The organism is Rhodobacter ferrooxidans (assembly GCF_000176015.1).
GTDB classification, from domain to species: Bacteria; Pseudomonadota; Alphaproteobacteria; order Rhodobacterales; family Rhodobacteraceae; genus Pseudorhodobacter_B; species Pseudorhodobacter_B ferrooxidans.
Genome location: NZ_ACYY01000013.1, coordinates 80,999 through 103,645 on the forward strand (window position 1 = coordinate 80,999; position 22,647 = coordinate 103,645).

The following is a 22,647-nucleotide window of genomic DNA, read 5'->3' on the forward strand; positions in this document are numbered from 1 at the left end:
ATTTATGCAGATACCATCCAGCGCCGAGGTCGTGATCATCGGTGGCGGCGTGATCGGTGCCTCGATTGCCTATCATCTGACGAAGATGGGCGTGCGCGACGTGCTGGTGCTGGAGCGGGACCGGCTGACCTCGGGCACCACATGGCATGCGGCGGGGCTGATCACCACCATGGGGGCCTCGGATACGCTGCACTGGATCACCAGCTACTCCCGCGATCTATATGCGCGGCTGGAGGCGGAAACCGGCGTTTCGACGGGCTTCCAGCCGGTGGGTTATCTGCAACTGGCCGCCGACAAGGTGCGCCAGCAGGTGCAGCGGCGCGAGATGAATTTCGCCCGGCTGCGCGGTTGCGACAAGCACGAGATCTCGCCGCGCGAGGCGCTGGAGCTGTTTCCCTTGCTGGAACCGCAGGGGCTGCTGTCGGCCCTCTATTCGCCACAGGATGGCCGCGCCAATCCGGTGGATGTGACGATGTCGCTGGTGGCGGGGGCGCGGCAGGGCGGGGCGCGGTTTGTCGAAGGGGTATCGGTGCAGGATTTCATTCTGCGCAATGGCCGAGTTGCCGGGGTGGAAACCAGCGCTGGGCCAGTGTTGGCCGATAGGGTGATCCTCGCCGCAGGCATGTGGTCGCGGCAGATCGCGGCGCGGGCCGGGGTGCCGCTGCCGCTGCAGGCCGCCGAGCATTACTATCTGTTGACCGAGCCGATTGCCGGGGTGCGCAAGACCCAGCCGATTGTCGAGGATGCGCAGGTCTATACCTATGTGCGCGAGGAAGGCGGCGGCTGGCTGTTCGGGCTGTTCGAGCCGCAGGGGGCGTGCTGGCGGCCCGACGGCATCCCGACCGACGCCAGTTTTGCCGACCTGCCGCCCGACTGGGACCGCCTGACCCCGTTTCTGGAGGCGGCGTTTCAGCGGTTTCCGGCGATGCAGACTGCGGGCATCAAGAAGCTGTTCTGCGGCCCGGAAAGCTTTACCCCCGATGTGGCGCCGCTGATCGGTGAAAGCCCGGAAGTGCCGGGGTTGTTCATTGCCACCGGCATGAATTCGCTGGGGATTCTGTCGGCGGGCGGCATTGGCCATATCGTGGCCGAATGGGTGATATCGGGCAATCCGGGCCAGGATATCACCGCCCTCGACGTGGCCCGCACGCCCGTGCACGAGGCGAGCCGCAGCTTTCTTGAGGCGCGGATACCCGATGCCTTGGGTGATCTGTTCAACCATGCGTCCTTGCCGGATTTCGAACACCAGTCGGCCCGCAACATCCGCCTGTCGCCCCTGCACCGGCGGCTGGAAGCGGCGGGGGCGCGGTTTACCACGCTCAGCGGATGGGAGGTGCCGAAGTGGTTTTCCCCCGACCCTGCGCTGACCGACAAGGGCTGCGGTTTCGGCAGGCCGCGGTCGTTCGAGGTGGCGGCGGCCGAGCATCTGGCGGTGCGGCATGCGGCGGGGCTGTTCGACAAAAGCTTCATGGCGAAGTTCATCGTCGAAGGCGCGGATGCGCTGGCGGTGCTGAACCGGGTGAGCGCGGCGCGGATCACCAGTGACGGGCGCAATGTCTATACCCAATGGCTGAAACCGAATGGCGGCATCGTGGCCGATCTGACGGTGACAGCCCTTGCCCGCAGCCGGTTTCTGCTGGTGGGCAGGGATGCGTCGCAGCGGTTCCTGCCGTCCTGGCTGGCGCGCCATACCCAACCGGGCGAGGCGTGCATCGTGCAGGATGTGACCTCGGCCTATGCCATCCTCAGCCTGCAAGGGCCGCAGTCGCGCGCCATTCTGCAACGGGTGGCTCGCTGCGATCTGACCGTGCCCTATCGCGGCAGTTTCCAGATCGAGGTTGGCCCGGTTCGGGTGCTGGGCATCCGCATCACCTATGCCGGCGAGTTGGGCTATGAATTGTATGTGCCGACCGAGATGGCCGAGGCGGCGTTCGAGGCGCTGACCGCGGCGATGGAGGCCGAAGGCGTGCCGGTTACGCTGTGCGGCTTGGTGGCGCTGAACAGCTTGCGGCTGGAAAAGGGCTATCGCGATTTCGGCGCCGATATCGACAACACCGATACGCCGCTGCACGGCGGGCTGGGCTTTGCGGTCGATTTCACCAAGCCCGATTTCATTGGCCGCGACGCCCTGCTGGCGGCAAAGGAAAAGCCGCTGGACCGGCGACTGGTGCATGTGCTGCTGGATGACCCCGAGGTGCTGCTGTTCGGTGACGAGCCGCTTTTGCTGCGCAGCAATTTCTGCGGTCATGTGCGCTCCGGCGCCTATGGTCATGCGCTGGGCGCGGCAGTCGGGCTGGCGATGCTGGAGCTTCCGGGGGTCAACCGCGACCTGCTGGAGGCGGGCGGTTTCACCGTGCGCACGCTGCAAGGCGATGCCGCAGCGAAGCTGAGCCTGCAGCCGTTCTACGACCCCAAGGGATTGCGCATCCGCGTCTGACTACCAGCCCGGCCTTGTGGACACCCCGCCATCCACCACCAGATTGACCCCGGTGATGAAACTCGCGGCGTCCGAGATCAGGAACAGCACGGCATCGGCCACGTCCTGCGGCCGGCCCAGCCGCCCCAGCGGAGCCGCCGCCTGCCAGCGCGCCACGCCCTCGGGCCAGTCGGCAGCCAACCGGGCGCGGTCGATCAGGCCGGGCGAGATGGCGTTGACCCTTGTGCCCTGCGCCCCCAGTTCCTGCGCCGCTGCTTGCGTGGCCATGATCAGCGCGGCCTTCGACGTGGCATAATGGCTGTGCCCCGCCGCAGGCCGCATCCCTTCGATCGAGGCGATATTCACCACCGCGCCGCCACCGCCAAGCCCCCGCCGGTGCGCGGCAAAAGCCTGCATCAGCGCGAAGGGAGTCGCCAGATTGGCCTGCAGCATCGAGCCGAAATCGGCCTCGCTCAGCGCATCGAACCCCGCCACCGGCTGGATGCCCGCTGCGTTCACCAAGGCATCCAGCGGGCCAGATGCAACCGCTTCGGCCACCAGTGTTGCCGCTGCGCCGGGCAGCGCCAGATCGGCCTGCAAAACGCTGCCTCGTCCACCCGCCACCGCTATACGCGCAACCACCGCCTCTGCCGCCGCGCGACTGCGGTAGTAATGCACCAGCACTTCCGCCCCGGCCTCAGCCAGCCGCAGCGCAATTCCAGCGCCGATGCCGCCACTGCCGCCAGTCACCAGCACCCGACGCCCGGTCATGTCCAGCAGGTGCGCAACGGCGGTCATGGCTGCAACTCCGGCAGCAGGCCTTCCAGCAACTGCATCATCACCCTACCCGCCACCGCGGCATGCGCCAGCACCTGCTCGATGGTATCGGGCTGCTGATCCGGCCCACCGGTCGCGGCGTTGGAAATCGCCGAAAGCCCCAGCACCGGCAGGCCGACATGCGCTGCGGCGATCACCTCCAGCACAGTGGACATGCCGACCGCATCCGCCCCAATGCTGCGGAAAAACCGCCGCTCGGCCGAGGTTTCCAGCGACGGCCCGGCCACCCCGGCATAGATACCCTCGTGCAGCCGCACCCCCCGCGCCTGCGCCACCGCCCGCAGTTGCGCCAGAAGGCCGGGGTCATAGGCCCGCGACAGATCGGGAAAGCGCACCCCGATGGCATCGTCATTCGGCCCGGTCAGCGGGTTGACGCCGGTGAAGTTCAGATGATCGGTGATCGTCATCACCTCGCCCGGCGCGTAAGTGGGGTTCAGCGCCCCGGCGGCATTGGTCACGATCAGCCGCTTGGCCCCCAGCCGCGCCAGCAGATAGACCGCCAGCGCAATGTCCTGCGGCTGCCAGCCTTCGTAAAGATGCACCCGCCCCTGCATCAGCACCACATTGCGGCCGAAAAGCCGCCCGAACACCAGCCGCCCGGCATGGCCCGGGGCTGTGGAAACCGGAAAGCCCGCGATCTGCGCGTAGGGCAGCAGCACTGCGCCCTGCACCGCGTCCGCCAGCCCTCCCAACCCTGAGCCGAGGATCAGCGCGGTATCCACGGGGGGCAGCGCGGGCAGGCTGGAAAGGGCTGTCGCAAGGCGTTTGGCGGCGGTCATGCAGGCTCCGTCTCAGGCAATGGCTGCGGCAATGCGCGGCATCAGGGCACGCACCTCGGCGAGCGTAGCGAAAATATCCAGCCGGGTCAGCGCCCCATCGCGCACCACCTGCGCGCCGCCCAGAAACACATGGCGCACGTCGGATTTGGCAGTGGAATAGGCCAGATGCGTCACCGGGTCGAACAGCGGCACCGCATGTGGGCGGGTCACGTCGATCAGGATCATGTCGGCAAACTTTCCAACCTCCAGGCTACCGATCCGGTCCTCTGCCGCCAGCGCCTTCGCCCCGGCGAGCGTTGCCATATGCAGCGCCTGCGCCTTGCCCACCGCATCGGCGCGGCTACTGGTGCCGCGGTGCAGCGTCGCCGCCAGCCGCAGCGCCAGCCAGGGGTCCAGATCATTGCCGCTGATCGCGCCATCGCTGCCCAAGGCCACCGTCACCCCCGCCGCCAGCAGATCGGGCACCCGCGCCACCCCCGACCCCAGCTTCAGGTTCGAAGCCGGGCAATGCGCCACCGTCACTCCGCGCCAGGCCAGAATGGCAATCTCGGCATCGTCCAGATGCACCGCATGGGCCAGCACGGTTCGGCTGTCGAGCAAGCCCAAGGCATCCATGTGACGAATGATCGAGCGGCCATAGCGGGCATTGACCGTGGCCTGCTCGGCCTGAGTTTCGGCGGCGTGGGTCGAGAAAAACCCGCCATACCGGTCGGTCAACGCCTTGGCGGCCATCAGGGTTTCGGGGCCGCAAGTATAGGTGCCATGCGGCAGCACGCCGGGAAAGACATCCTCGGCACTGGCGTATTCTTCAAAGAACGCCTCGGCCTGCCGCAACCGCGCAGGCCCGGTCAGCCCGTCCACCCCCGGCCCGTCGATGAAAATCCCACCCGTGGCCACCCGCAGCCCCACTGCGCGGGCCGCCGCCACCACCGGGCCCGGATACCAGAACATGTCCATCACCGTGGTCACCCCGGCCAGCAGCATCTCGGCAAAGCCCAGCGTGCTGCCAAGACGCGCGGTTTCCGGCGTCAGGATCGCCGCCTCGGCCTGCCAGACCTTCTGCAGCCACGCCTCCAGCGGCAGATCCTCGACCAGCCCGCGAAACAGGCTGTCGCCGGCATGGCAATGAGCGTTGATCAGGCCGGGCATCAGGATCATGCCCTTGGCGTCGATCTGCCGCCGGGCAGTCGGGGCGTCGGCACTGTCACCGATCCAGCCGATCCGGCCCGCTTTCACCGCCAGCGCGCCGTCCCGGATTACCCGGCCCTGCGCATCGGCGGTGACCACGCAGGCGTTGGTTATGCAAAGATCATTCATCGGCACATTCCCCGGCGGTCCGTTTCAATCTGTGCCGCGACCGGCGCGGTTTGACAACCACCCCTTGCCCCCCTAGCCTTTGCCCACCCGAAGGAACCTGTCATGCCCACCGTCCTGCCCGCCCCGGATGAATTCTGGACCGCCGAGCGGTGCTTCATCACCGAATTGCACAACGCGCCGCAATCGCCGGAAGCCTCGCTGGCCCGGGCGCGGGTTGAACCCGGCGTCACCACCCAGTTGCACAGCCTGACCGGCGTGACCGAGGTTTATATCGTGCAGCAGGGCAGCGGCCTGCTGGAAATCGCCGGCGCACGCCTGCGCCTGCACACGGGCGACCGGGCGATCATTCCGCCCGGCACGCCGCAGCGCATCCATAACGACGGCGCAGAGGAGCTGGTGTTCCTTTGCCTCTGCACCCCGCGTTTTGTGCCGGCGGCCTATGTTGATCTGGAAAGCAGCTAGCCCCGTTTCACGCTGGCGGTGACGTAGTTCACCGACAGATCGCGCGGCGACAGGCTCCAGCTCCAGGTCACCGGGTTGAACACCATGCCCTTGCGATCGACCGGATCAAGCCCGGCACGGCGGATCAGATCCTGAAGCTCGTCCGGCGTGATGAACTTGCGCCAGTCATGCGTGCCCTTGGGCAGCCAACCCATCACCCATTCGGCGCCAACGATGGCCATGGCAAAGCTTTTCGGATTGCGGTTCAGGGTGGAACACAGCATCAGCCCGCCGGTTTTCAGCAACGCCTGACAGGCGGTCAGATAGGCCAGCGGGTCAGAGACATGCTCGACCACTTCCATGTTCAGCACCACATCGAACTGCTCGCCCGCCGCCGCCAAGGCCTCGGCGGTGGTGTTGCGATAGTCGATGTCCAGCCCCATCTGTTCGGCATGCAGTTGCGCCACCGGGATGTTGCGCGGGGCGGCATCGGCACCGACCACGGTGGCCCCCAGCCGCGCCATCGGTTCCGACAGCAAGCCGCCGCCGCAACCGATATCCAGGATGCGCAGCCCGGCAAAGGGCTGGTGCGCCGTCAGGTCGCGGTCGAACTCGGCGGCGATCTGGCTGGTGATATAATCCAGCCGGACCGGATTCATCTGGTGCAGCGGCTTGAACTTGCCATGCGGGTTCCACCATTCGGCGGCCATCGCCTCGAACTTGGCAACTTCGGCGGGGTCGATCGTGGTAGCTTCTGTCATGGCGAAGTCCTTGCGGTTTGGCGCGGTGTGGCGCAGTCTTTCTACGCTATATAGGTGAACATGGACCACAGATCAGGCCAAAAGAGCGCAGGTGGGCTTTACCCGATGATCGAGCCGTTCGATCAGCGGGTGATCGACATGGGCGACGGCCACCGCATCTATGTCGAGCAATGCGGCAATCCGCAAGGTGTGCCGGTGCTGGTGCTGCATGGCGGGCCGGGCGGTGGCTGTAGCCCGGCGATGCGGCGGTATTTCGATCCGGGCATCTATCGCGTGGTGCTGTTCGATCAGCGCGGTTGCGGGCGGTCGCGGCCAACGGCCTCGGTGATCTCCAACACCACCTGGCATCTGGTGGCCGATATCGAGGTGATCCGCGCGGCGCTGGGCATCGACCGTTTCATCCTGTTCGGCGGCAGTTGGGGCGCCACCTTGGCGCTGATCTATGCCATCAGCCACCCCGACCGCGTGCGGCATCTGGTGCTGCGCGGCGTGTTCCTGATGACGCAGGCCGAGCTGGACTGGTTTTATGGCGGTGGGGCGGGGGCGTTTTACCCCGACCTCTGGGCGAAGTTTCTGGCGCCCATCCCCGAGGCCGAGCGCGGCGATCTGATCGGCGCCTATCACCGGCGGCTGTTTTCCGGCGAACCGGCGCAAGAGGTGCGGCTGGGCCGGGTCTGGGCCAATTGGGAAAACGCGCTGGCCTCGGTGCACAGCGACGGACCGGTGGGCGAAAGCCCCGGTGAATATGCCCGCGCCTTCGCCCGGCTGGAGAATCACTATTTCAAGCACAGCGGCTTTCTGGACAGCGATGGCTGGATATTGCAGCAGCGCCCAAAGATCGAACATCTGCCGGCGGTGATCGTGCAAGGGCGGCTGGACATGATCTGCCCGCCGGTCTCGGCCTGGAAACTGGCAGACGGTTGGAAGAATGCCGATCTGCGGTTGGTGCCGATGGCGGGGCACGCGCTGTCGGAACCCGGCATTTCCGCCGAACTGGTGCGGGTGATGGACGGGCTGCGGGGCTGAATAGCGGCCTTGCATCGCCACCCCGATGCGCCTATATGACTTTCAACAGCGGTTTCGAGGTCCACACTCGAAGCTACCGAACGTCACGAGCGGGCCTGTTGGCTCGCTTTTTTGTTTTTGGGAACCCATGTCCGATCTGATCGCCAAAACCGCCATCGACCGCCGTCTGGCCGAGATTGTCACCCCCGCCATCGAAGGGCTGGGGTTTGAGCTGGTGCGCATCCGGCTGATGGGCGGCAAGGTCCGCACCCTGCAGATCATGGCCGAACGCCCGGATGGCGGCATTGTGGTCGATGAATGTGCCGCAATCTCTACCGCCGTGTCGGCGATTCTGGATGTCGAAGACCCGGTGGAGGAAAACTATATTCTGGAGGTGTCCAGCCCCGGCATCGACCGGCCGCTGACCCGGCTGAAGGATTTTGATACCTGGCAGGGCTACGAGGCGCGGATCGAGACCACCGAACTGATCGACGGTCGCCGCCGCTTCAAGGGCGAGTTGCGCGGGATTCAGGGCGACGAGGTGCTGATCGAGATCGAGGAAGGCATCATCGGCCTGCAGTTCGACTGGCTGTCCGACGCCAAGCTGGTGCTGACCGACGAGCTGATTGCCGAGATGCTGCGCCAGCGCAAGGCCAGCGGCGTGGTCGATGAAGACGAATTTGACGAGATCGAAACATCCGAGGGTGACGAGGCCGACGAGGCCGAAACCCCCGATACCAAACACTGACCGGGAGGACTGACCATGGCGATTACCTCTGCCAACCAGCTTGAACTGCTGCAAACCGCCGAAGCGGTGGCGCGCGAAAAGATGATCGACCCCGATCTGGTGATCCAGGCGATGGAAGAAAGCCTCGCCCGTGCCGCCAAGTCGCGTTACGGCGCCGAGCTGGACATCCGGGTGAAGATCGACCGCAAGACCGGCCGCGCCACCTTTGCCCGCATCCGCACCGTGGTGGAGGATGAGGCGCTGGAAAATCACCATGCGCAACTGACGCTGAAGCAGGCCGTGGCGATCAAGCCGGACGCAGTGGTTGGTGACGAGGTGATCGACGAGGTTCCGCCGGTCGATCTGGGCCGCATCGCCGCGCAATCGGCCAAGCAGGTGATCCTGCAGAAGGTGCGCGAAGCCGAGCGTGACCGCCAGTTCGAGGAATTCAAGGACCGCAAGGGCAGCATCATCAACGGTGTGGTCAAGCGTGAGGAATACGGCAACATCATCGTCGATATCGGCCGGGGCGAAGCGATCCTGCGCCGCAACGAGAAGATCGGCCGCGAAAGCTATCGCCCGAACGACCGGATTCGCGCCTATATCAAGGACGTGCGCCGCGAGGCCCGTGGGCCGCAGGTGTTCCTGTCGCGCACCGACCCGCAATTCATGGCGGAACTGTTCAAGATGGAAGTGCCGGAAATCTATGATGGCATCATCGAGATCAAGGCCGTGGCGCGTGACCCCGGTTCGCGTGCCAAGATCGCGGTGATTTCCTATGACAACTCGATTGACCCGGTGGGTGCCTGCGTCGGTATGCGCGGCAGCCGCGTGCAGGCCGTGGTCAACGAGTTGCAGGGCGAGAAGATCGACATCATTCCGTGGAATCAGGATCAGGCGACCTTCCTGGTGAACGCGCTGCAACCGGCCGAGGTTTCCAAGGTCGTGATCGACGAGGAAGCCGGCAAGATCGTGGTCGTGGTGCCGGACGAGCAGCTTTCGCTCGCCATCGGGCGGCGCGGCCAGAACGTGCGGCTGGCCAGCCAGCTTACGGCGCTGGACATCGACATCGTCACGGAAACCGACGATTCCGCCCGCCGTCAGGCCGAGTTCACCGAACGCACCAAGCTGTTCATGGACACGCTGGATATCGACGAGATGATGGCGCAACTTCTGGTGTCGGAAGGCTTCACCAATCTGGAAGAAGTGGCCTATGTCGATCTGGACGAGTTGCTGTCGATCGACGGCTTCGACGAGGCGACCGCTGGCGAGTTGCAGGCACGTGCCCGCGACAATCTGGAAGCTGCCAACATCAAGGCGATGGAAAATGCCCGCGCCCTGGGGGTTGAGGACAGTCTGGTGAACTTCGAAGGCCTGACGCCGCAAATGCTGGAAGCACTTGCCAAGGACGGCATCAAGACGCTGGAAGATTTTGCCACCTGCGCCGACTGGGAACTGGCCGGCGGCTGGACCACGGTCAACGGCGCGCGGGTCAAGGATCAGGGCGTTCTGGAAGAATTTGACGTGTCTCTGGAAGAGGCGCAGCATCTGGTGATGACGGCGCGGGTGATGCTGGGCTGGGTTGACCCCGCCGAATTGCTGCCCGCCGCCGAAGACGACGAGGAGGCCGAGGCCTGAAACCGGCCTCGGGTAAACCCGTGACGCGCGCAGGACGGCACGACGACGCCGAAGACCCGGAACGCCGGTGCATCGTCACCGGCGAAAGCCAGCCCAAGGCCGGGCTGGTGCGCTTTGCGCTGGGGCCAGAGGCGCAACTGGTGCCCGATGTGCTGGGGCGCTTGCCGGGGCGGGGCATCTATGTGGTGGCCGACCGGGCGGCGATTGAAAAGGCGGCGGCGAAGGGTCTGTTTGCCCGCGCCGCCCGTCAGCCGGTGCAGGTGCCGCCCGGGCTGGCCGATCTGGTGGAACACCAGCTGGCGCGGCGGGTGGTCGATCTGATCAGCCTCGCGCGCAAGGCGGGCGATGCGGTGACCGGCTTCGAGAAGGTCAAGGACTGGCTGGTCAAGGGCAAGGCAAAGGTGCTGGTGCAGGCCAGCGACGGGTCGGAACGCGGCAAAAGCAAGCTGCATCCGCCCGAAGGACAACACGGGTTCATCGGCTGTCTGACGGCTCAGGAAATGGGTTTGGCATTCGGGCGTGAACATGCAATACACGGCGCGCTTGCGGCTGGTGGACTCGGCAACCGTGTTGTAGAGGAAGCGGCAAGGCTTGCGGGACTCCGTGGGCACGGCGGCGACATGATCGCCCGAAGGGATACGAAAGACGCATGACCGATACAGACGGCAAAAAACCCCTTGGCCTTGGTGGCGCACCGCGTTCAGGACAGGTGAAGCAAAGCTTCAGCCATGGCCGGACCAAAAGCGTTCTGGTCGAGACCAAGCGCAAGCGCCTTGTGGTGGCGAAGCCCGGCGCCCCCGGTGCTGCGGCAGCCCCCGGCACGGCCTCGCATCTGGGCGACCCGTCCAAACGCCCGGCAGGGATTTCCGACGCCGAAATGGAACGCCGTCTGGCGGCCCTGCGCAATGCCAAGGCACGCGAGGCCGAAGACGCGGTGAAACGCGCCGAGGATGACCGCATCCGCGAGGAAGATCGCCAGAAGCGTCGCGACGAGATCGAGATCAAGGAACGCGAAGAGCGCGAGCGCGAAGACGCGGCCCGCCAGAAGCTGGTCGAAGAGGCCCGCGCCAAGGCTGAAGCCGAGATCAAGGCGCAGCGTGCCGAACAGGCGGCAGCGCCCGCCCCGCGCAGCGCCCGGCCCGCTTCCACTTCCACGCCCGCGACGGCTGGCGATGACGCCCGCGGCCCGGCCTCGGCCAAACCGCCGCTGGCCCCGCGCAAGACCGAACGCGAGCGCGACGACCGCGACCGCAACGCCAAGGCCAAGGTCGATGACGCCCGCCGCGCCGGCAAGCTGACGCTGAATGACGCGCTGGCCGGCGAAGGCGTGCGCACCCGCAGCCTTGCCGCGATGAAGCGCAAGCAGGAAAAGGCCCGCCAGAAGGCGCTGGGCTTTGGCAACAAGCCGGAAAAGATGGTCCGCGACGTGCAGTTGCCGGAATCCATCGTGGTGCAGGAACTTGCCAACCGGATGGCCGAACGCGCCGCCGATGTGGTGAAAAGCCTGATGAAGATGGGCCTCATGGTCACCATGAACCAGGCCATCGACGCCGACACCGCCGAGATCGTGATCGAGGAGTTCGGCCACCGTGCCGTGCGTGTTTCCGATGCCGATGTGGAACAGGTGATCGACCATGTGCAGGACAGCGCCGAAAGCCTGATCTCGCGGCCGCCGATCGTGACCATCATGGGCCACGTTGACCACGGCAAGACCTCGCTCTTGGATGCGATCCGTCACGCCAATGTGGTGACGGGCGAAGCCGGCGGCATTACCCAGCATATCGGCGCCTATCAGGTGACCACCGATGCCGGGGCGCGGCTGACATTCCTTGATACCCCGGGCCATGCCGCCTTCACCTCGATGCGCCAGCGTGGCGCGCAGGTAACGGATATCGTGGTGCTGGTGGTGGCTGCCGATGATGCGGTGATGCCGCAGACCATCGAAGCCATCAAGCACGCCAAGGCCGCCAAGGTGCCGATGATCGTCGCGATCAACAAGATCGACAAATACGACGCCAACCCGACCAAGGTGCGCACCGACCTTCTTCAACACGAAGTGGTGGTCGAAGCGATGTCCGGCGACGTGCTGGATGTGGAGGTTTCGGCCAAGACCGGGCAGGGGCTGGACAAGCTGCTGGAAGCCATCGCGCTGCAGGCCGAGATTCTGGAACTGCGCGCCAACCCGAACCGCGCCGCCTCGGGTGCGGTGATCGAGGCCAAGCTGGACGTGGGTCGCGGCCCGGTGGCCACGGTTCTGGTGCAGAACGGCACCCTGCGCAAAGGCGACATCTTTGTTGTTGGCGAGCAGTGGGGCAAGGTTCGTGCGCTGATCAACGATCAGGGCGAGCGGATCGACGAGGCCGGGCCTTCGGTTCCGGTGGAAGTGCTGGGCCTGAACGGCACGCCGCAGGCCGGTGATGTGCTGAACGTGGTGGAAACCGAAGCGCAGGCGCGCGAGATTGCCACCTATCGCGAGAAAACCACCAAGGACAAACGCGCCGCCGTCGGTGCCGCCGTGACCATGGAACAGCTGATGGCCAAGGCCAAGGCCGACAAGGACGTGGCCGAACTGCCGATCGTGGTGAAGGCCGATGTGCAGGGCTCTGCCGAAGCCATCGTTCAGGCGATGGAAAAGATCGGCAACGACGAGGTGCGCGTGCGCGTGCTGCATTACGGCGTGGGCGCCATCACCGAAACCGATGTCGGCCTGGCCGAAGCCTCGGGTGCGCCGGTGATCGGCTTCAACGTGCGGGCCAATGCGAGCGCCCGGCAGATCGCCAACCAGAAGGGCGTGGAGATTCGCTACTACAGCGTGATCTACGACCTGGTGGATGACGTGAAGGCGGCGGCCTCGGGTCTGTTGAAGGCCGAAGTGCGCGAAACCTTCATCGGTTACGCCCAGATCAAGGAAGTGTTCAAGGTCACCGGCATCGGCAATGTTGCCGGTTGCATCGTCACCGAAGGCATCGCCCGCCGCTCCGCCGGGGTGCGCCTGCTGCGCGACAACGTGGTGATCCACGAAGGCACGCTGAAGACGCTGAAACGCTTCAAGGACGAAGTGAAGGAAGTGCAGTCGGGGCAGGAATGTGGCATGGCGTTTGAACGCTATGACGATATCCGCCAAGGCGACGTGATCGAGATATTCGAGCGCGAGGAGGTTCAGCGCAGGCTGGCCTGACCTTTCGGCAACAATTGAAAAGGCCGGGCAAATCGCCCGGCCTTTTTCGTTGCGCGTGGTGTGGTGTCGTCAGGAAACTTGGGCTGCGTTGACCGGATGGCCGACGAAGTTCTTGTCATCGACACGAACCACCAGCTTGCCATCGGCCAGTTGCGCCACAACCAGCCCCTGCACCGAAACGCAACTTCCCAAAGTGATCGTGCGCAGCATCCGCTTCCCCCAAAGCTTGTGATCCCTTTGGACACGATAACGACACATTTATTAATTTAAACCTAAATTTTGCCACAATTGCGCAGTTTCGCGGCGAAAATACGCAATTATGTTACAACCAGTCGCGCAGAATGGGAATCAACGGCAGATCGGCAGGCGGCATCGGGTAGTCGCGCAAGGATTGTGGTCGCACCCAGGCCAGATTTTGCCCCTCGCGGCCATGGGCAATTCCGGTCCAGCGGCGGCAGGCGAACAGCGGCATCAGCAGGTGAAACTCCGGGTAGCTGTGGCTGGCGAAGGTCAGGGGTGCCAGACAGCTTTTCCAGGTGTCGATGCCGAGTTCCTCTTTCAGCTCGCGGATCAGCGCACCTTCCGGCGTCTCGCCCGGTTCCACCTTGCCGCCCGGAAACTCCCACAGCCCCGCCAGCGATTTGCCCTCGGGGCGCTGTGCCAGCAGCACCCGACCGTCAACGTCGATCAGCGCAACTGCCGATACCAGCAAGACTTTCACTGGCACGCCTCCGGCATGACTTTCACGACCGGTAATCGGCGTTGATGTCGATGTAGCGGTGCGTCAGATCGCAGGTCCAGACCGAGCGCGACGCCTGCCCCAGCCCCAGATCGACGCCGATCAGCAACTCGTCCTGCCGCATGTAGGCGGCGGCGTCGTCTTCGGAATAGTCGGGGTTGCGAAAGCCGTTTTCGGCCACCAGAATCTCGCCAAAGCGGATGGTCAGGCGGTCACGGTCAGCCTCTGCCCCCGATTTGCCCACGGCGGCGACAATCCGGCCCCAGTTCGGGTCTTGCCCGGCCAGCGCGGTTTTCACCAGCGGCGAATTGGCAATCGACAGCGCCACCTTGCGGGCATCCGAGGCCGAGGCGGCACCGGTCACCCGCACTTCGACGAATTTCGTGGCCCCCTCGCCATCGCGGATCACCTGCTGCGCCAGATCGAGCATCACACCATGCAGCGCCGCCTCGAATGCCTTGGCGACCGGGCCTTTCACCGGGCCAGCCGCGCTTTGGCCAGTAGCCGCCAGAATCAGCGCGTCGCTGGTCGAGGTGTCGCTGTCCACGGTGATGGCGTTGAACGTGGTATCCACATGCCGCGACAGCATCTTTTGCAGCATGGCGGGGGCGATTTTCGCGTCGGTGAAGATATAGACCAGCATGGTCGCCATATCCGGCGCAATCATGCCCGAGCCTTTGGCGATGCCGGCAATGCGGATCTCGCCACCGTCGCCCTGCACCGTAGCCATGGCCCCTTTGGGGAAGGTGTCGGTGGTCATCATCGCCAGCGCGGCCATAGAAATTGCGTCATCGCGCAAGCCTGCCACCAGATCGGGTATCTTCGCGGTGATCCTCTCATAGGGCAGCGGCTCGCCGATCACCCCGGTCGAGGAGGAAAACACCCGGGCCGCGGGCAGGCCAAGTGCCTCGGCCACCGCCCCGGTCACCGCGTTCACCGCATCCACCCCGCCCTGACCGGTAAAGGCGTTGGAGTTGCCCGAGTTCACCACGATAGCCGCCCCGGCCCCCGCTGGAACCTTGGCAGCCAGCTTGCACTGACAATCCAGCACGCAGGCGGCGCGGGTGCTGGAGCGGGTAAAGGCCCCGGCAATCGCCGTGCCGGGGGCCAGTTTCACCAGCATCACATCGGTGCGGTTGGCATAGCGCACGCCCGCCTCGACCGCCGAAAACTCCACCCCGGCGATCACCGGCAGGGCGGGAAAACCGCCCTTGGGGGCCAGCTTCGAGACCAGCTTGGCAGGCTTGGCCGCAGCGGCCACCGGGGCCACCGGCTTTTCCTCCACCAAGGCGCCCAGCTTTTTCAGCTTTTTCTTCAACGCCTTGGCTTTGGCTTTCCAGTCGGTCTTGGCCATTGCTGCCCCCGGTTTGCAGTTATTTGTCCAGCAAGGTCTGATCTTTCAGCACCGCCGGGTCAATCCCCTCGCCGGGGCGGGTGACGGTGGCGGCAGCGGTCAGCTTTTCGATATGGGCGGTCAGTGCCGCCTGCTCGATCTCGCCCGCCAACTCGTCGCGCACATCGTCCAGCGCTGGGGCATTGGCCACGCGGGTTTCGGTCAGCTTGACCAGATGCCAGCCGAACTGGGTCTGGATCGGGGCCGAAACCTCGCCGGGCTTCAGCGCCACAACGGCATCCTCGAACGGCTTCACCATCATGCCCAGGCCGAACCAGCCCAGATCGCCACCATTGGCAGCCGAGCCATCCGACGAATTGGCAATCGCCAGTTCCGCGAAATCGGCACCGCCGTCGATCTGGGTTTTCAGCGCCTTGGCCTTTTCCTCGCTGTCCACCAGAATATGGGCTGCATGGTATTCGGTGGTTGGTTCTGCATGGGCGTATTTGGCGTCATAGGCGGCTTGCAGGCTTTCGTCGGTCACGGCCCCCGCGACCGCTGCTTGCAGCGCCACGCCTGACAGATAGCCACGGCGGCTGTTTTCCAGCGACAAGGTGTCGCGCTTGGTCAGGGTGCCGCCCAACGATTGCTCCAGCGCCGATTGCTGGATCAACTGGTCCAGAATCCCCTTGAACAGCACATCGTCGGGCAGGTCGCTGTATTGCGCGGGCAGGCCGTCGCGCAGCACGATCATGTGACCGAGCGTGATGTTGGTGCCGTTCACCGTGGCCACCACTGTCTCGGCAGTCAGATCCTCGGCCGAAACCGGCAGGGCCATTCCGAAGGCGCAAGCGGCCCCAAGGGCCACAGTGGGCCAAAACTTCGCAAATTTCGCCATTTCACCTTCTCCTGAACCTGCCGCGCGGTCGCGCGACGTTGACTTGGCCGACGCCGCCCCTTACATCGCGACAGTCGCGTGAGACAGGGCTGTTACGCCGTCTTGGTTCTTCTAGGGAAGGCTGTGCGGGCGGGCAAGGGCCTTAGCCTCGCACGATTTTGTCAGGAACGACCAGGCGGAGAAAACATGCTGGGTCTCGGAACGCTAATGCGGAAGATGTTCGGCACGCCGAACGACCGCAAGGTCAAATCGGTTCGCCCCTTGGTCGCACAGATCAACGCGCTGGAGCCGGAATTCAAGGCGCTGTCCGACGAGGGTCTGAAAGCCAAGACAGCCGAGTTCAAGGCCCGCATCGAAGCCGGTGAAACCCTGGACGCGCTGCTGCCCGAAGCATTCGCCAACTGCCGCGAGGCGGCGCGCCGGGCGCTTGGCCTGCGGGCCTTCGATGTGCAGCTGAAGGGCGGCATCTTCCTGCACGAAGGCAACATCGCCGAGATGAAGACCGGCGAGGGCAAGACCCTTGTCGCCACCTTCCCGGCCTATCTGAATGCGTTGGCGGGCAAGGGCGTGCATGTCGTCACCGTCAACGACTATCTGGCCAAGCGCGACTCGGCCTGGATGGGCAAGGTTTACGCGGCGCTGGGGCTGACGACCGGTGTGGTCTATCCCTATCAGCCCGATGCCGAAAAGAAGGCCGCCTACCGCGCCGACATCACCTATGCCACCAACAACGAGCTGGGTTTCGACTATCTGCGCGACAACATGAAAAGCGCCATCGAGGACATGTCGCAACGCGGGCATTTCTACGCCATCGTCGATGAGGTGGACAGCATCCTGATCGACGAGGCGCGCACGCCGCTGATCATTTCCGGCCCGTCGCAAGATCGGTCGGAGCTTTACCAGACCGTCGATGCGTTGATCCCCGAAGTGCTGCCCGAGCATTTCAAGCTGGACGAGAAAACCCGCAACGTCACCTTCACCGAAGAAGGCAACGAGTTCATGGAACAGCGGCTGCTGACTGCCGGGCTGCTGCCCGAGGGGCAATCGCTTTACGATCCCGAAAGCACGACGCTGGTGCACCACGTGACGCAGGCGCTGCGGGCGCACAAGCTGTTCCACAAGGACCAGAACTATATCGTGCGCGACGGCGAAGTGATGCTGATCGACGAATTCACCGGCCGGATGATGCGCGGGCGGCGGCTGTCGGACGGCTTGCACCAGGCCATCGAGGCCAAGGAGCATGTGGCGATCCAGCCGGAAAACGTGACGCTGGCAAGCGTGACCTTCCAGAACTACTTCCGGCTTTACGAGAAGCTGGCCGGCATGACCGGTACCGCCAGCACCGAAGCCGAGGAGTTCATGGAGATTTACAAGCTGGGCGTGGTGGAAGTGCCCACCAACCAGCCGGTGCAGCGCAAGGACGAACACGACAAGGTCTATCGCACCGCGCGCGAGAAATACGAAGGCGTGGTGGCGGAAATTCGCGCCGCGCATGAAAAGGGCCAGCCGCTGCTGGTCGGCACCACCAGCATTGAGAAATCGGAACAGCTTTCCGAAATGCTGAAGGCGGCGGGCATCACCCACAACGTGCTGAACGCCCGGCAGCATGAACAGGAAGCCCAGATCGTCGCCGATGCCGGCAAGTTCGGCGCCGTGACCATCGCCACCAACATGGCCGGTCGCGGCACCGACATCCAGCTTGGCGGCAACGTCGAGATGAAGGTGCTGGCCGCGATTGCCGCCGACCCGACGCTGCACCCCGACACGTTGCGCGCCCAGATCGAGGCCGAACACGCCGAGGAAAAGGCGCGGGTGCTGGCGGCGGGCGGGCTTTACGTGCTGGCCACCGAACGTCACGAATCCCGCCGGATCGACAACCAGTTGCGCGGCCGCTCGGGGCGTCAGGGCGACCCGGGGCGTTCCAGCTTTTTCCTGTCGCTGGAAGATGACCTGATGCGCATCTTCGGCTCGGAGCGGCTGGATGCGGTGCTGTCGAAACTGGGGATGAAGGAAGGCGAGGCCATCGTTCACCCCTGGGTCAACAAAAGCCTCGAAAAGGCCCAGGCCAAGGTTGAAGGCCGCAACTTTGACATCCGCAAGCAATTGTTGAAGTTCGACGACGTGATGAACGACCAGCGCAAGGCGATCTTCAGCCAGCGGCTGGACATCATGCAGGCCGAAGACCTGTCCGAAATCGCCCAGGACATGCGCTATCAGGTGATCGACGATCTGGTCGAAGATTTCATGCCGGCGAAAAGCTATCCCGATCAATGGGATGTGCAAGGTCTGCACGAGGCCTGCATCGAGAAGGTCGGGCTGGATGTGCCGGTCAAGGACTGGGCCGCCGAAGAAGGTGTCGATCAGGACGTCGTGCGCGACCGGTTGGAGGCCGCCTCTGACGCGCTGATGGCAGACAAGCTGGCGGCGTTCGGCCCCGAGACCATGCGCACCATCGAGAAGCAGGTGCTGCTGCAAACCATCGACGGCAAATGGCGCGACCACCTGCTGACGCTGGAGCATCTGCGCTCGGTCGTGGGCTTCCGCGGCTATGCGCAGCGCGACCCGCTGGCCGAATACAAGACCGAAGCCTTTGCGCTGTTTGAATCCATGCTGGATTCGCTGCGGCAGGACGTGACGCAGAAACTGGCGCAGGTCCGGCCGATCTCCGAGGCGGAACGGCAGGCGATGATGGCGCAGTTCCTGGCACAGCAGCAGGCCGAACAGGCCAAGCTGGCACCCGAAACCGTCGAGGCGGAACCTGTCGAGGCCGAGGCTGCTGGTGCAGCACCGGTTGCAGTGGCTGCCACGGCGCTGGCCGGATTCGATGCCGCCGACCCCACCACCTGGGGCAACCCGGCGCGCAACGACCCCTGCCCCTGCGGCTCGGGCGAGAAGTTCAAGCACTGCCACGGCAATCTGGTCTGAGGCCGGTTGATTGCGGCGAAACGGGGGCGGGATTCCCGCCCCTGTGGCATTTTGGGCGGCGGTTTCGCGAAACAATCCCCAACGTCGTTGGAAACATTCCCTGAATTCGCCATTTCCGTGCCAGTATTGCCGACTAGCCTTGCACGATAAAGTTCTGAGCGGAGGCTGAGATGAACGCGAAACGACGCATTGCCCTGTCGGTTGCCCTGCTGACGGCGGGCCTGGCTTCCGGGCAGATCGTGCAAAACCTGTCGGACGACCCGGCCAGCCAACTGGCGCAAGCCGAGCCGACCCCGACCGCCATCACCCATCTGGCCGCGAAATCCGACGCCGGGCTGGCAACGCCTGTCACGGCGCTACCACCGCCCGGTCTGCCGGTGCAGGCGCTTGCCCCGGCCGAGACGCCGCCGCCATCGGTCGCCGCGGCCGAAGCACCCAAAGCCGCTTCGCCGCTGCTTGCGGCCATCGCAGTTGGCAAGGCGCTGAAAGGCGCGGTCGCCCCGGCGCTGCAATCGGCACCGATCGAACTGGCGCGGCTGGAAACCCCGGAGTTGCCGCAACCGGCACCGCTGGCCGAACCTGTGCCCGACGTCGTGGCAAACGCATGTCCGCTGACGCTGGATCTTGCGCCGCAACCGGGGGCAATGCTGGGGATCACGCTGCTGGCGCCCTGCCAAAGCAACGCGCGGGTGGTGCTGAAGCATGGCGGCCTGGCCGTCACCGCGAAAACCTCCGGTAGCGGGTCGCTGTTCCTGACGCTGCCGGCGCTGGATCGCGAGGGCGCGGTGTCGGTGATGCTGCCCGATGGCAAGACCGCCGAGGCGCAGCTTGCGGTGCCCGATCTGGACGCCGTGCAACGCTTTGCCGTGCAGTGGACCGCCGACGACAATTTCCAGCTGCACGCTTTTGAAGGCGACGCCGATTACGGCACGCCCGGCCATATCTCGGCCGCCGATCCGCATCTGCCGCCTGCGGGCGCGCCTGCGGATGGCGGTTTCCTGACCCTGCTGGGCGATGCCACGGTCGATCTGCCGATGCTGGCCGAGGTTTACACCTATCCCGCCAAACCCGGCGTCACCGCGCGCATCGTGGTCGAGGCCGCGATTACCGAGGCCACCTGTGGCCGCGATCTGCTGGGCGAAACCCTGGTCAGCAGCGGTGGTGCGGTCACTGTGACCGATCTCACGGTGGCGATGCCGCAATGCGATGGTACCGGCGACATTCTGGTGTTGAATAATCTGGCCCCGGATATGAAGATCGCCGCGAAGTAAGGGTCAGGCGGCAATTCATGGGGCGACGGATTTGGGGCGCGGCGGTGATCGCCGCGTTCCTGCATTGCGGGGTGGCTGCGGCGCAGGATGTCACCCTGACCGCCCGCGATGGCGGCATCACGCTGGACGGCACGCTGCAAGGCTTTGACGGCGAGTTTTACCGCATCGAAACCGCGTATGGTCTGCTGACCGTCGATGGCGAAGGCGTGATCTGCACCGGCCCCGGCTGCCCCGACCTGACAGCGCCACTGGCGGTGATTCGCATCCAGGGGGCGGCAGATGCGGGCAACCGGTTGCTGCCGGGCCTGCTGGCGGTTTTTGCCGCGACCCGCGGTTTGCAGATCGACAGCCAGCCTGCCGAAGCGGGCTTTGCAGCCGAGCTGACCGATGCTGCCACCGGCCAGCTGCTGGCCCGCATCAGCTTTGCCGCCACCGCCCCTGCTGCCGCTGAAAAGGCGCTGGCCAGCGGGGCGGCGGAACTGGTCGTTTCGGCTACTGCGCCGCAGGGTATGGGGTCGCGGGTGCTGGGGCTGGATGCGCTGATCGCCATCGTGGCGCAGGACAACGCCTTTCCGCGCATCGCCACGCCCGATCTTGCGCGCGTGCTGCTGGGCGAGGTGACCAACTGGCAGGCGCTGGGCGGGCCGGACATGCCCTTGGTGCTTCACGCGCTGGAACCCGGTGACAGTTTGCAGGCGGCCTTGGAGGCTCGGCTGGGGCGGCCGGTGGCGGCGAGCGTTCGGCATCCCGATCTGGCCAGCCTGGCCGCGGCAGTGGCGCGCGACCCCTGGGCGCTGGCGATCACCGGGCGTTCGGCGCAAGGCGCGGCGCGGGCGCTGCCATTGACCGACAGTTGCAGCTTTCCGCTGCTGCCCACCGGCCTTGCGGTGAAAGCCGAGGATTACCCGCTTTCGCTGCCGCTATACCTGCTGACCCCGCGCCGACGCCTGCCGCTGCTGGCCCGCGAGTTTCTGGAGTTTCTGGCATTGCCGGAAGCCCAAGCCTCGGTCGCCGCCGCCGGCTACGTCGATCGCGCGCCGGAACGCCAGCCGATGACCGCCGATGGCCTGCGGCTGATCAACGCCATTCGCGGCGCGGGCGCGGATGTGACGCTGGATGATCTGAAACGGCTGGCCGATCTGATGGTGGGGGCGGACCGGCTGTCGCTGACCTTCCGCTTCGAGGATGGTTCGACCACTCTGGATGCCCATAGCCGCGACAACCTGGCCGATCTGGCGCGGCTGCTGGCGGTGGGGGAGTTTCGCGGGCAGGACATGGTGCTGGCCGGGTTTTCCGATGGCGCGGGCGATGCGGCGGCCAATCTGGCGCTGTCGCAGGCGCGGGCCGAGGGCGTGCTGGCGGCGCTGACCAAGGCCACACCCGACCTGCCCGAGGGTCAGGCCCTGCCGCGGATCGAAGCCTTTGGCGAGGCGCTGCCGATGGCATGCGACACCACGGCGGCGGGGCGGCGGCTGAACCGGCGGGTGGAAGTCTGGCTGCGCCCTTTGCTGGGGCCGGTTAAAGATAGCCTTGTGCCCTGAAGCTGAGTTCGCGGTCTTTGCCGATGATCAGATGGTCGTACAGGGTGATGCCCAGTGTCGCCGCGGCATCCTGGATCTGCATGGTCACCGAGATATCGGCCTCTGAGGGTGTTGGGTCTCCCGAGGGGTGATTGTGCACCAATATCAACGCAGAAGCGTTCAGTTCCAGCGCCCGTTTCACCACCTCGCGCGGATAGACCGGCACATGGTCCACCGTGCCCTTGGCCTGCGCCTCGTCAGCGATCAGCACGTTCTTGCGATCCAGAAACAGGATGCGGAACTGTTCCAGATCCAGATGCGCCATGGCGGTGCGGCAATAATCCAGCAGCGCGTCCCAGCTTGACAGCACCGGCCGGTGCAGTACCCGAGCGCGCATCAGCCGCTGCGCCGCGGCCTCGACGATCTTCAATTCCTGCACCACGGCCTGGCCAACACCATTGACCGCCAGCAGTCGCGCCATCGGGGCCGAGATTACCCGGTTGAAATCGCCGAAGGTGTCCAGCAGCGCGCGCGCCAGCGGTTTCACGTCTTGTCGCGGAATGGCGCGGAACAGCAGCAGTTCCAGCAGTTCGTAATCCGGCATCGCTGTGGCGCCGCCTTCGATGAAGCGGCTACGCAGGCGTTTGCGGTGGTCGGCGATATACGAGGGCAGACGGGCGGGAAGCGCTGCCCCCACAGCCTCGTCGCCGTCGCCTTGCGGGGCAAACAGCGGCAGCGGGGCTTCGTGAAAGGCGCGGTGCGGGCTCATGAGCGCAGCTTGGCACGGGTTTGGTGAAGAAACCATTAACCGCAACCGGGCGCGTCACACGGCAGCGCCGACCTTGCGGCGACGGTGCGGGAT

At 65.2% G+C, this 22,647-nt stretch carries 19 protein-coding genes; 10 read left to right on the forward strand and 9 right to left on the reverse strand.

What is annotated here, in order from left to right; genetic code table 11:
• Positions 1 to 4 precede the first annotated feature (4 nt).
• Positions 5 to 2,437: an FAD-dependent oxidoreductase gene (locus RSW2DRAFT_RS10795; RefSeq protein ID WP_008030865.1), complete on the forward strand. Its 2,433-nt coding sequence runs from the start codon at positions 5 to 7 to the stop codon at positions 2,435 to 2,437.
• Here the strand turns inward: RSW2DRAFT_RS10795 and RSW2DRAFT_RS10800 are convergent, their stop codons facing one another.
• The 3 genes from RSW2DRAFT_RS10800 to RSW2DRAFT_RS10810 are packed head-to-tail and all read right to left on the reverse strand — an operon-like array spanning position 2,438 to position 5,349.
• Positions 2,438 to 3,214 carry an SDR family NAD(P)-dependent oxidoreductase gene (locus RSW2DRAFT_RS10800; RefSeq protein ID WP_008030866.1) on the reverse strand — a complete coding sequence of 259 codons (777 nt, stop codon included), beginning with the start codon at positions 3,212 to 3,214 and terminating at the stop codon, positions 2,438 to 2,440.
• Positions 3,211 to 4,032 carry a purine-nucleoside phosphorylase gene (locus tag RSW2DRAFT_RS10805; RefSeq protein ID WP_008030867.1) on the reverse strand — a complete coding sequence of 274 codons (822 nt, stop codon included), beginning with the start codon at positions 4,030 to 4,032 and terminating at the stop codon, positions 3,211 to 3,213. The genes RSW2DRAFT_RS10800 and RSW2DRAFT_RS10805 overlap by 4 nt, the downstream gene beginning before the upstream one ends.
• Before the next feature lie 12 nt (positions 4,033 to 4,044).
• Positions 4,045 to 5,349 carry an amidohydrolase family protein gene (locus tag RSW2DRAFT_RS10810; RefSeq protein ID WP_008030868.1) on the reverse strand — a complete coding sequence of 435 codons (1,305 nt, stop codon included), beginning with the start codon at positions 5,347 to 5,349 and terminating at the stop codon, positions 4,045 to 4,047.
• 102 nt (positions 5,350 to 5,451) lie between these two features.
• On the opposite strand from RSW2DRAFT_RS10810, the gene RSW2DRAFT_RS10815 reads away from it, so the two are divergent.
• On the forward strand, positions 5,452 to 5,811 hold the full coding sequence (locus tag RSW2DRAFT_RS10815; protein ID WP_008030869.1) for a cupin domain-containing protein: 360 nt from the start codon (positions 5,452 to 5,454) through the stop codon (positions 5,809 to 5,811).
• Here RSW2DRAFT_RS10815 and ubiG read toward each other — a convergent pair.
• Positions 5,808 to 6,551 (reverse strand): bifunctional 2-polyprenyl-6-hydroxyphenol methylase/3-demethylubiquinol 3-O-methyltransferase UbiG, encoded by a 744-nt coding sequence (gene ubiG, locus RSW2DRAFT_RS10820; RefSeq protein WP_008030870.1) that lies wholly within the window; start codon positions 6,549 to 6,551, stop codon positions 5,808 to 5,810. The two genes, RSW2DRAFT_RS10815 and ubiG, sit on opposite strands and share 4 nt — an antisense overlap.
• A 60-nt stretch (positions 6,552 to 6,611) precedes the next feature.
• On the opposite strand from ubiG, the gene pip reads away from it, so the two are divergent.
• From pip to infB, 5 genes are all read left to right on the forward strand, one after another.
• Positions 6,612 to 7,577, forward strand: coding sequence for a prolyl aminopeptidase (pip, locus tag RSW2DRAFT_RS10825; protein ID WP_040672034.1), 966 nt, complete (start codon positions 6,612 to 6,614; stop codon positions 7,575 to 7,577).
• A gap of 127 nt (positions 7,578 to 7,704) precedes the next feature.
• Complete coding sequence (gene rimP, locus RSW2DRAFT_RS10830; protein WP_008030872.1) at positions 7,705 to 8,304, forward strand: ribosome maturation factor RimP; 600 nt, start codon at positions 7,705 to 7,707, stop codon at positions 8,302 to 8,304.
• A 15-nt stretch (positions 8,305 to 8,319) separates the two neighbouring features.
• On the forward strand, positions 8,320 to 9,921 hold the full coding sequence (gene nusA / locus RSW2DRAFT_RS10835) for a transcription termination factor NusA (RefSeq protein WP_008030873.1): 1,602 nt from the start codon (positions 8,320 to 8,322) through the stop codon (positions 9,919 to 9,921).
• 20 nt (positions 9,922 to 9,941) lie between these two features.
• Entirely contained in the window at positions 9,942 to 10,574 is a 633-nt protein-coding gene (locus tag RSW2DRAFT_RS10840) for an RNA-binding protein (protein WP_008030875.1), read from the forward strand.
• Complete coding sequence (gene infB, locus RSW2DRAFT_RS10845; RefSeq protein WP_008030878.1) at positions 10,571 to 13,099, forward strand: translation initiation factor IF-2; 2,529 nt, start codon at positions 10,571 to 10,573, stop codon at positions 13,097 to 13,099. The genes RSW2DRAFT_RS10840 and infB overlap by 4 nt, the downstream gene beginning before the upstream one ends.
• Before the next feature lie 69 nt (positions 13,100 to 13,168).
• Here infB and RSW2DRAFT_RS18315 read toward each other — a convergent pair whose 3' ends face one another.
• From RSW2DRAFT_RS18315 to RSW2DRAFT_RS10865, 4 genes are all read right to left on the reverse strand, one after another.
• Positions 13,169 to 13,309 carry a hypothetical protein gene (locus tag RSW2DRAFT_RS18315; protein WP_008030879.1) on the reverse strand — a complete coding sequence of 47 codons (141 nt, stop codon included), beginning with the start codon at positions 13,307 to 13,309 and terminating at the stop codon, positions 13,169 to 13,171.
• A 112-nt stretch (positions 13,310 to 13,421) separates the two neighbouring features.
• Positions 13,422 to 13,820: a (deoxy)nucleoside triphosphate pyrophosphohydrolase gene (locus RSW2DRAFT_RS10855; RefSeq protein ID WP_008030881.1), complete on the reverse strand. Its 399-nt coding sequence runs from the start codon at positions 13,818 to 13,820 to the stop codon at positions 13,422 to 13,424.
• A 22-nt stretch (positions 13,821 to 13,842) separates the two neighbouring features.
• Positions 13,843 to 15,192 (reverse strand): bifunctional glutamate N-acetyltransferase/amino-acid acetyltransferase ArgJ, encoded by a 1,350-nt coding sequence (argJ, locus tag RSW2DRAFT_RS10860; RefSeq protein WP_008030882.1) that lies wholly within the window; start codon positions 15,190 to 15,192, stop codon positions 13,843 to 13,845.
• A 19-nt stretch (positions 15,193 to 15,211) separates the two neighbouring features.
• Positions 15,212 to 16,069 carry a peptidylprolyl isomerase gene (locus RSW2DRAFT_RS10865; RefSeq protein WP_008030885.1) on the reverse strand — a complete coding sequence of 286 codons (858 nt, stop codon included), beginning with the start codon at positions 16,067 to 16,069 and terminating at the stop codon, positions 15,212 to 15,214.
• 186 nt (positions 16,070 to 16,255) lie between these two features.
• Between RSW2DRAFT_RS10865 and secA the strand changes: the two genes are divergently transcribed.
• From secA to RSW2DRAFT_RS10880, 3 genes are all read left to right on the forward strand, one after another.
• On the forward strand, positions 16,256 to 18,994 hold the full coding sequence (gene secA / locus RSW2DRAFT_RS10870) for a preprotein translocase subunit SecA (RefSeq protein WP_008030887.1): 2,739 nt from the start codon (positions 16,256 to 16,258) through the stop codon (positions 18,992 to 18,994).
• 170 nt (positions 18,995 to 19,164) lie between these two features.
• Positions 19,165 to 20,265: a hypothetical protein gene (locus RSW2DRAFT_RS17185; protein WP_008030888.1), complete on the forward strand. Its 1,101-nt coding sequence runs from the start codon at positions 19,165 to 19,167 to the stop codon at positions 20,263 to 20,265.
• Between the two features lie 17 nt (positions 20,266 to 20,282).
• Positions 20,283 to 21,806: an OmpA family protein gene (locus RSW2DRAFT_RS10880; protein WP_008030890.1), complete on the forward strand. Its 1,524-nt coding sequence runs from the start codon at positions 20,283 to 20,285 to the stop codon at positions 21,804 to 21,806.
• Here RSW2DRAFT_RS10880 and radC read toward each other — a convergent pair.
• Complete coding sequence (gene radC / locus RSW2DRAFT_RS10885; RefSeq protein WP_008030892.1) at positions 21,784 to 22,554, reverse strand: RadC family protein; 771 nt, start codon at positions 22,552 to 22,554, stop codon at positions 21,784 to 21,786. The two genes, RSW2DRAFT_RS10880 and radC, sit on opposite strands and share 23 nt — an antisense overlap.
• Positions 22,555 to 22,647 lie beyond the last annotated feature (93 nt).

What these genes read in the sequence shown, in the direction of transcription:
- RSW2DRAFT_RS10805 (WP_008030867.1), bottom strand. Translation starts at nt 4,032, where the DNA reads ATGACCGCCGCCAAACGCCTTGCGACAGCCCTTTCCAGCCTGCCCGCG.
- RSW2DRAFT_RS18315 (WP_008030879.1), bottom strand. Translation starts at nt 13,309, where the DNA reads ATGCTGCGCACGATCACTTTGGGAAGTTGCGTTTCGGTGCAGGGGCTG.
- argJ (WP_008030882.1), bottom strand. Translation starts at nt 15,192, where the DNA reads ATGGCCAAGACCGACTGGAAAGCCAAAGCCAAGGCGTTGAAGAAAAAG.
- secA (WP_008030887.1), top strand. Translation starts at nt 16,256, where the DNA reads ATGCTGGGTCTCGGAACGCTAATGCGGAAGATGTTCGGCACGCCGAAC.
- rimP (WP_008030872.1), top strand. Translation starts at nt 7,705, where the DNA reads ATGTCCGATCTGATCGCCAAAACCGCCATCGACCGCCGTCTGGCCGAG.
- radC (WP_008030892.1), bottom strand. Translation starts at nt 22,554, where the DNA reads ATGAGCCCGCACCGCGCCTTTCACGAAGCCCCGCTGCCGCTGTTTGCC.
- RSW2DRAFT_RS10810 (WP_008030868.1), bottom strand. Translation starts at nt 5,349, where the DNA reads ATGAATGATCTTTGCATAACCAACGCCTGCGTGGTCACCGCCGATGCG.
- RSW2DRAFT_RS10795 (WP_008030865.1), top strand. Translation starts at nt 5, where the DNA reads ATGCAGATACCATCCAGCGCCGAGGTCGTGATCATCGGTGGCGGCGTG.
- nusA (WP_008030873.1), top strand. Translation starts at nt 8,320, where the DNA reads ATGGCGATTACCTCTGCCAACCAGCTTGAACTGCTGCAAACCGCCGAA.
- RSW2DRAFT_RS10880 (WP_008030890.1), top strand. Translation starts at nt 20,283, where the DNA reads ATGGGGCGACGGATTTGGGGCGCGGCGGTGATCGCCGCGTTCCTGCAT.
- RSW2DRAFT_RS17185 (WP_008030888.1), top strand. Translation starts at nt 19,165, where the DNA reads ATGAACGCGAAACGACGCATTGCCCTGTCGGTTGCCCTGCTGACGGCG.
- pip (WP_040672034.1), top strand. Translation starts at nt 6,612, where the DNA reads ATGGACCACAGATCAGGCCAAAAGAGCGCAGGTGGGCTTTACCCGATG.
- RSW2DRAFT_RS10865 (WP_008030885.1), bottom strand. Translation starts at nt 16,069, where the DNA reads ATGGCGAAATTTGCGAAGTTTTGGCCCACTGTGGCCCTTGGGGCCGCT.
- ubiG (WP_008030870.1), bottom strand. Translation starts at nt 6,551, where the DNA reads ATGACAGAAGCTACCACGATCGACCCCGCCGAAGTTGCCAAGTTCGAG.
- infB (WP_008030878.1), top strand. Translation starts at nt 10,571, where the DNA reads ATGACCGATACAGACGGCAAAAAACCCCTTGGCCTTGGTGGCGCACCG.
- RSW2DRAFT_RS10800 (WP_008030866.1), bottom strand. Translation starts at nt 3,214, where the DNA reads ATGACCGCCGTTGCGCACCTGCTGGACATGACCGGGCGTCGGGTGCTG.
- RSW2DRAFT_RS10815 (WP_008030869.1), top strand. Translation starts at nt 5,452, where the DNA reads ATGCCCACCGTCCTGCCCGCCCCGGATGAATTCTGGACCGCCGAGCGG.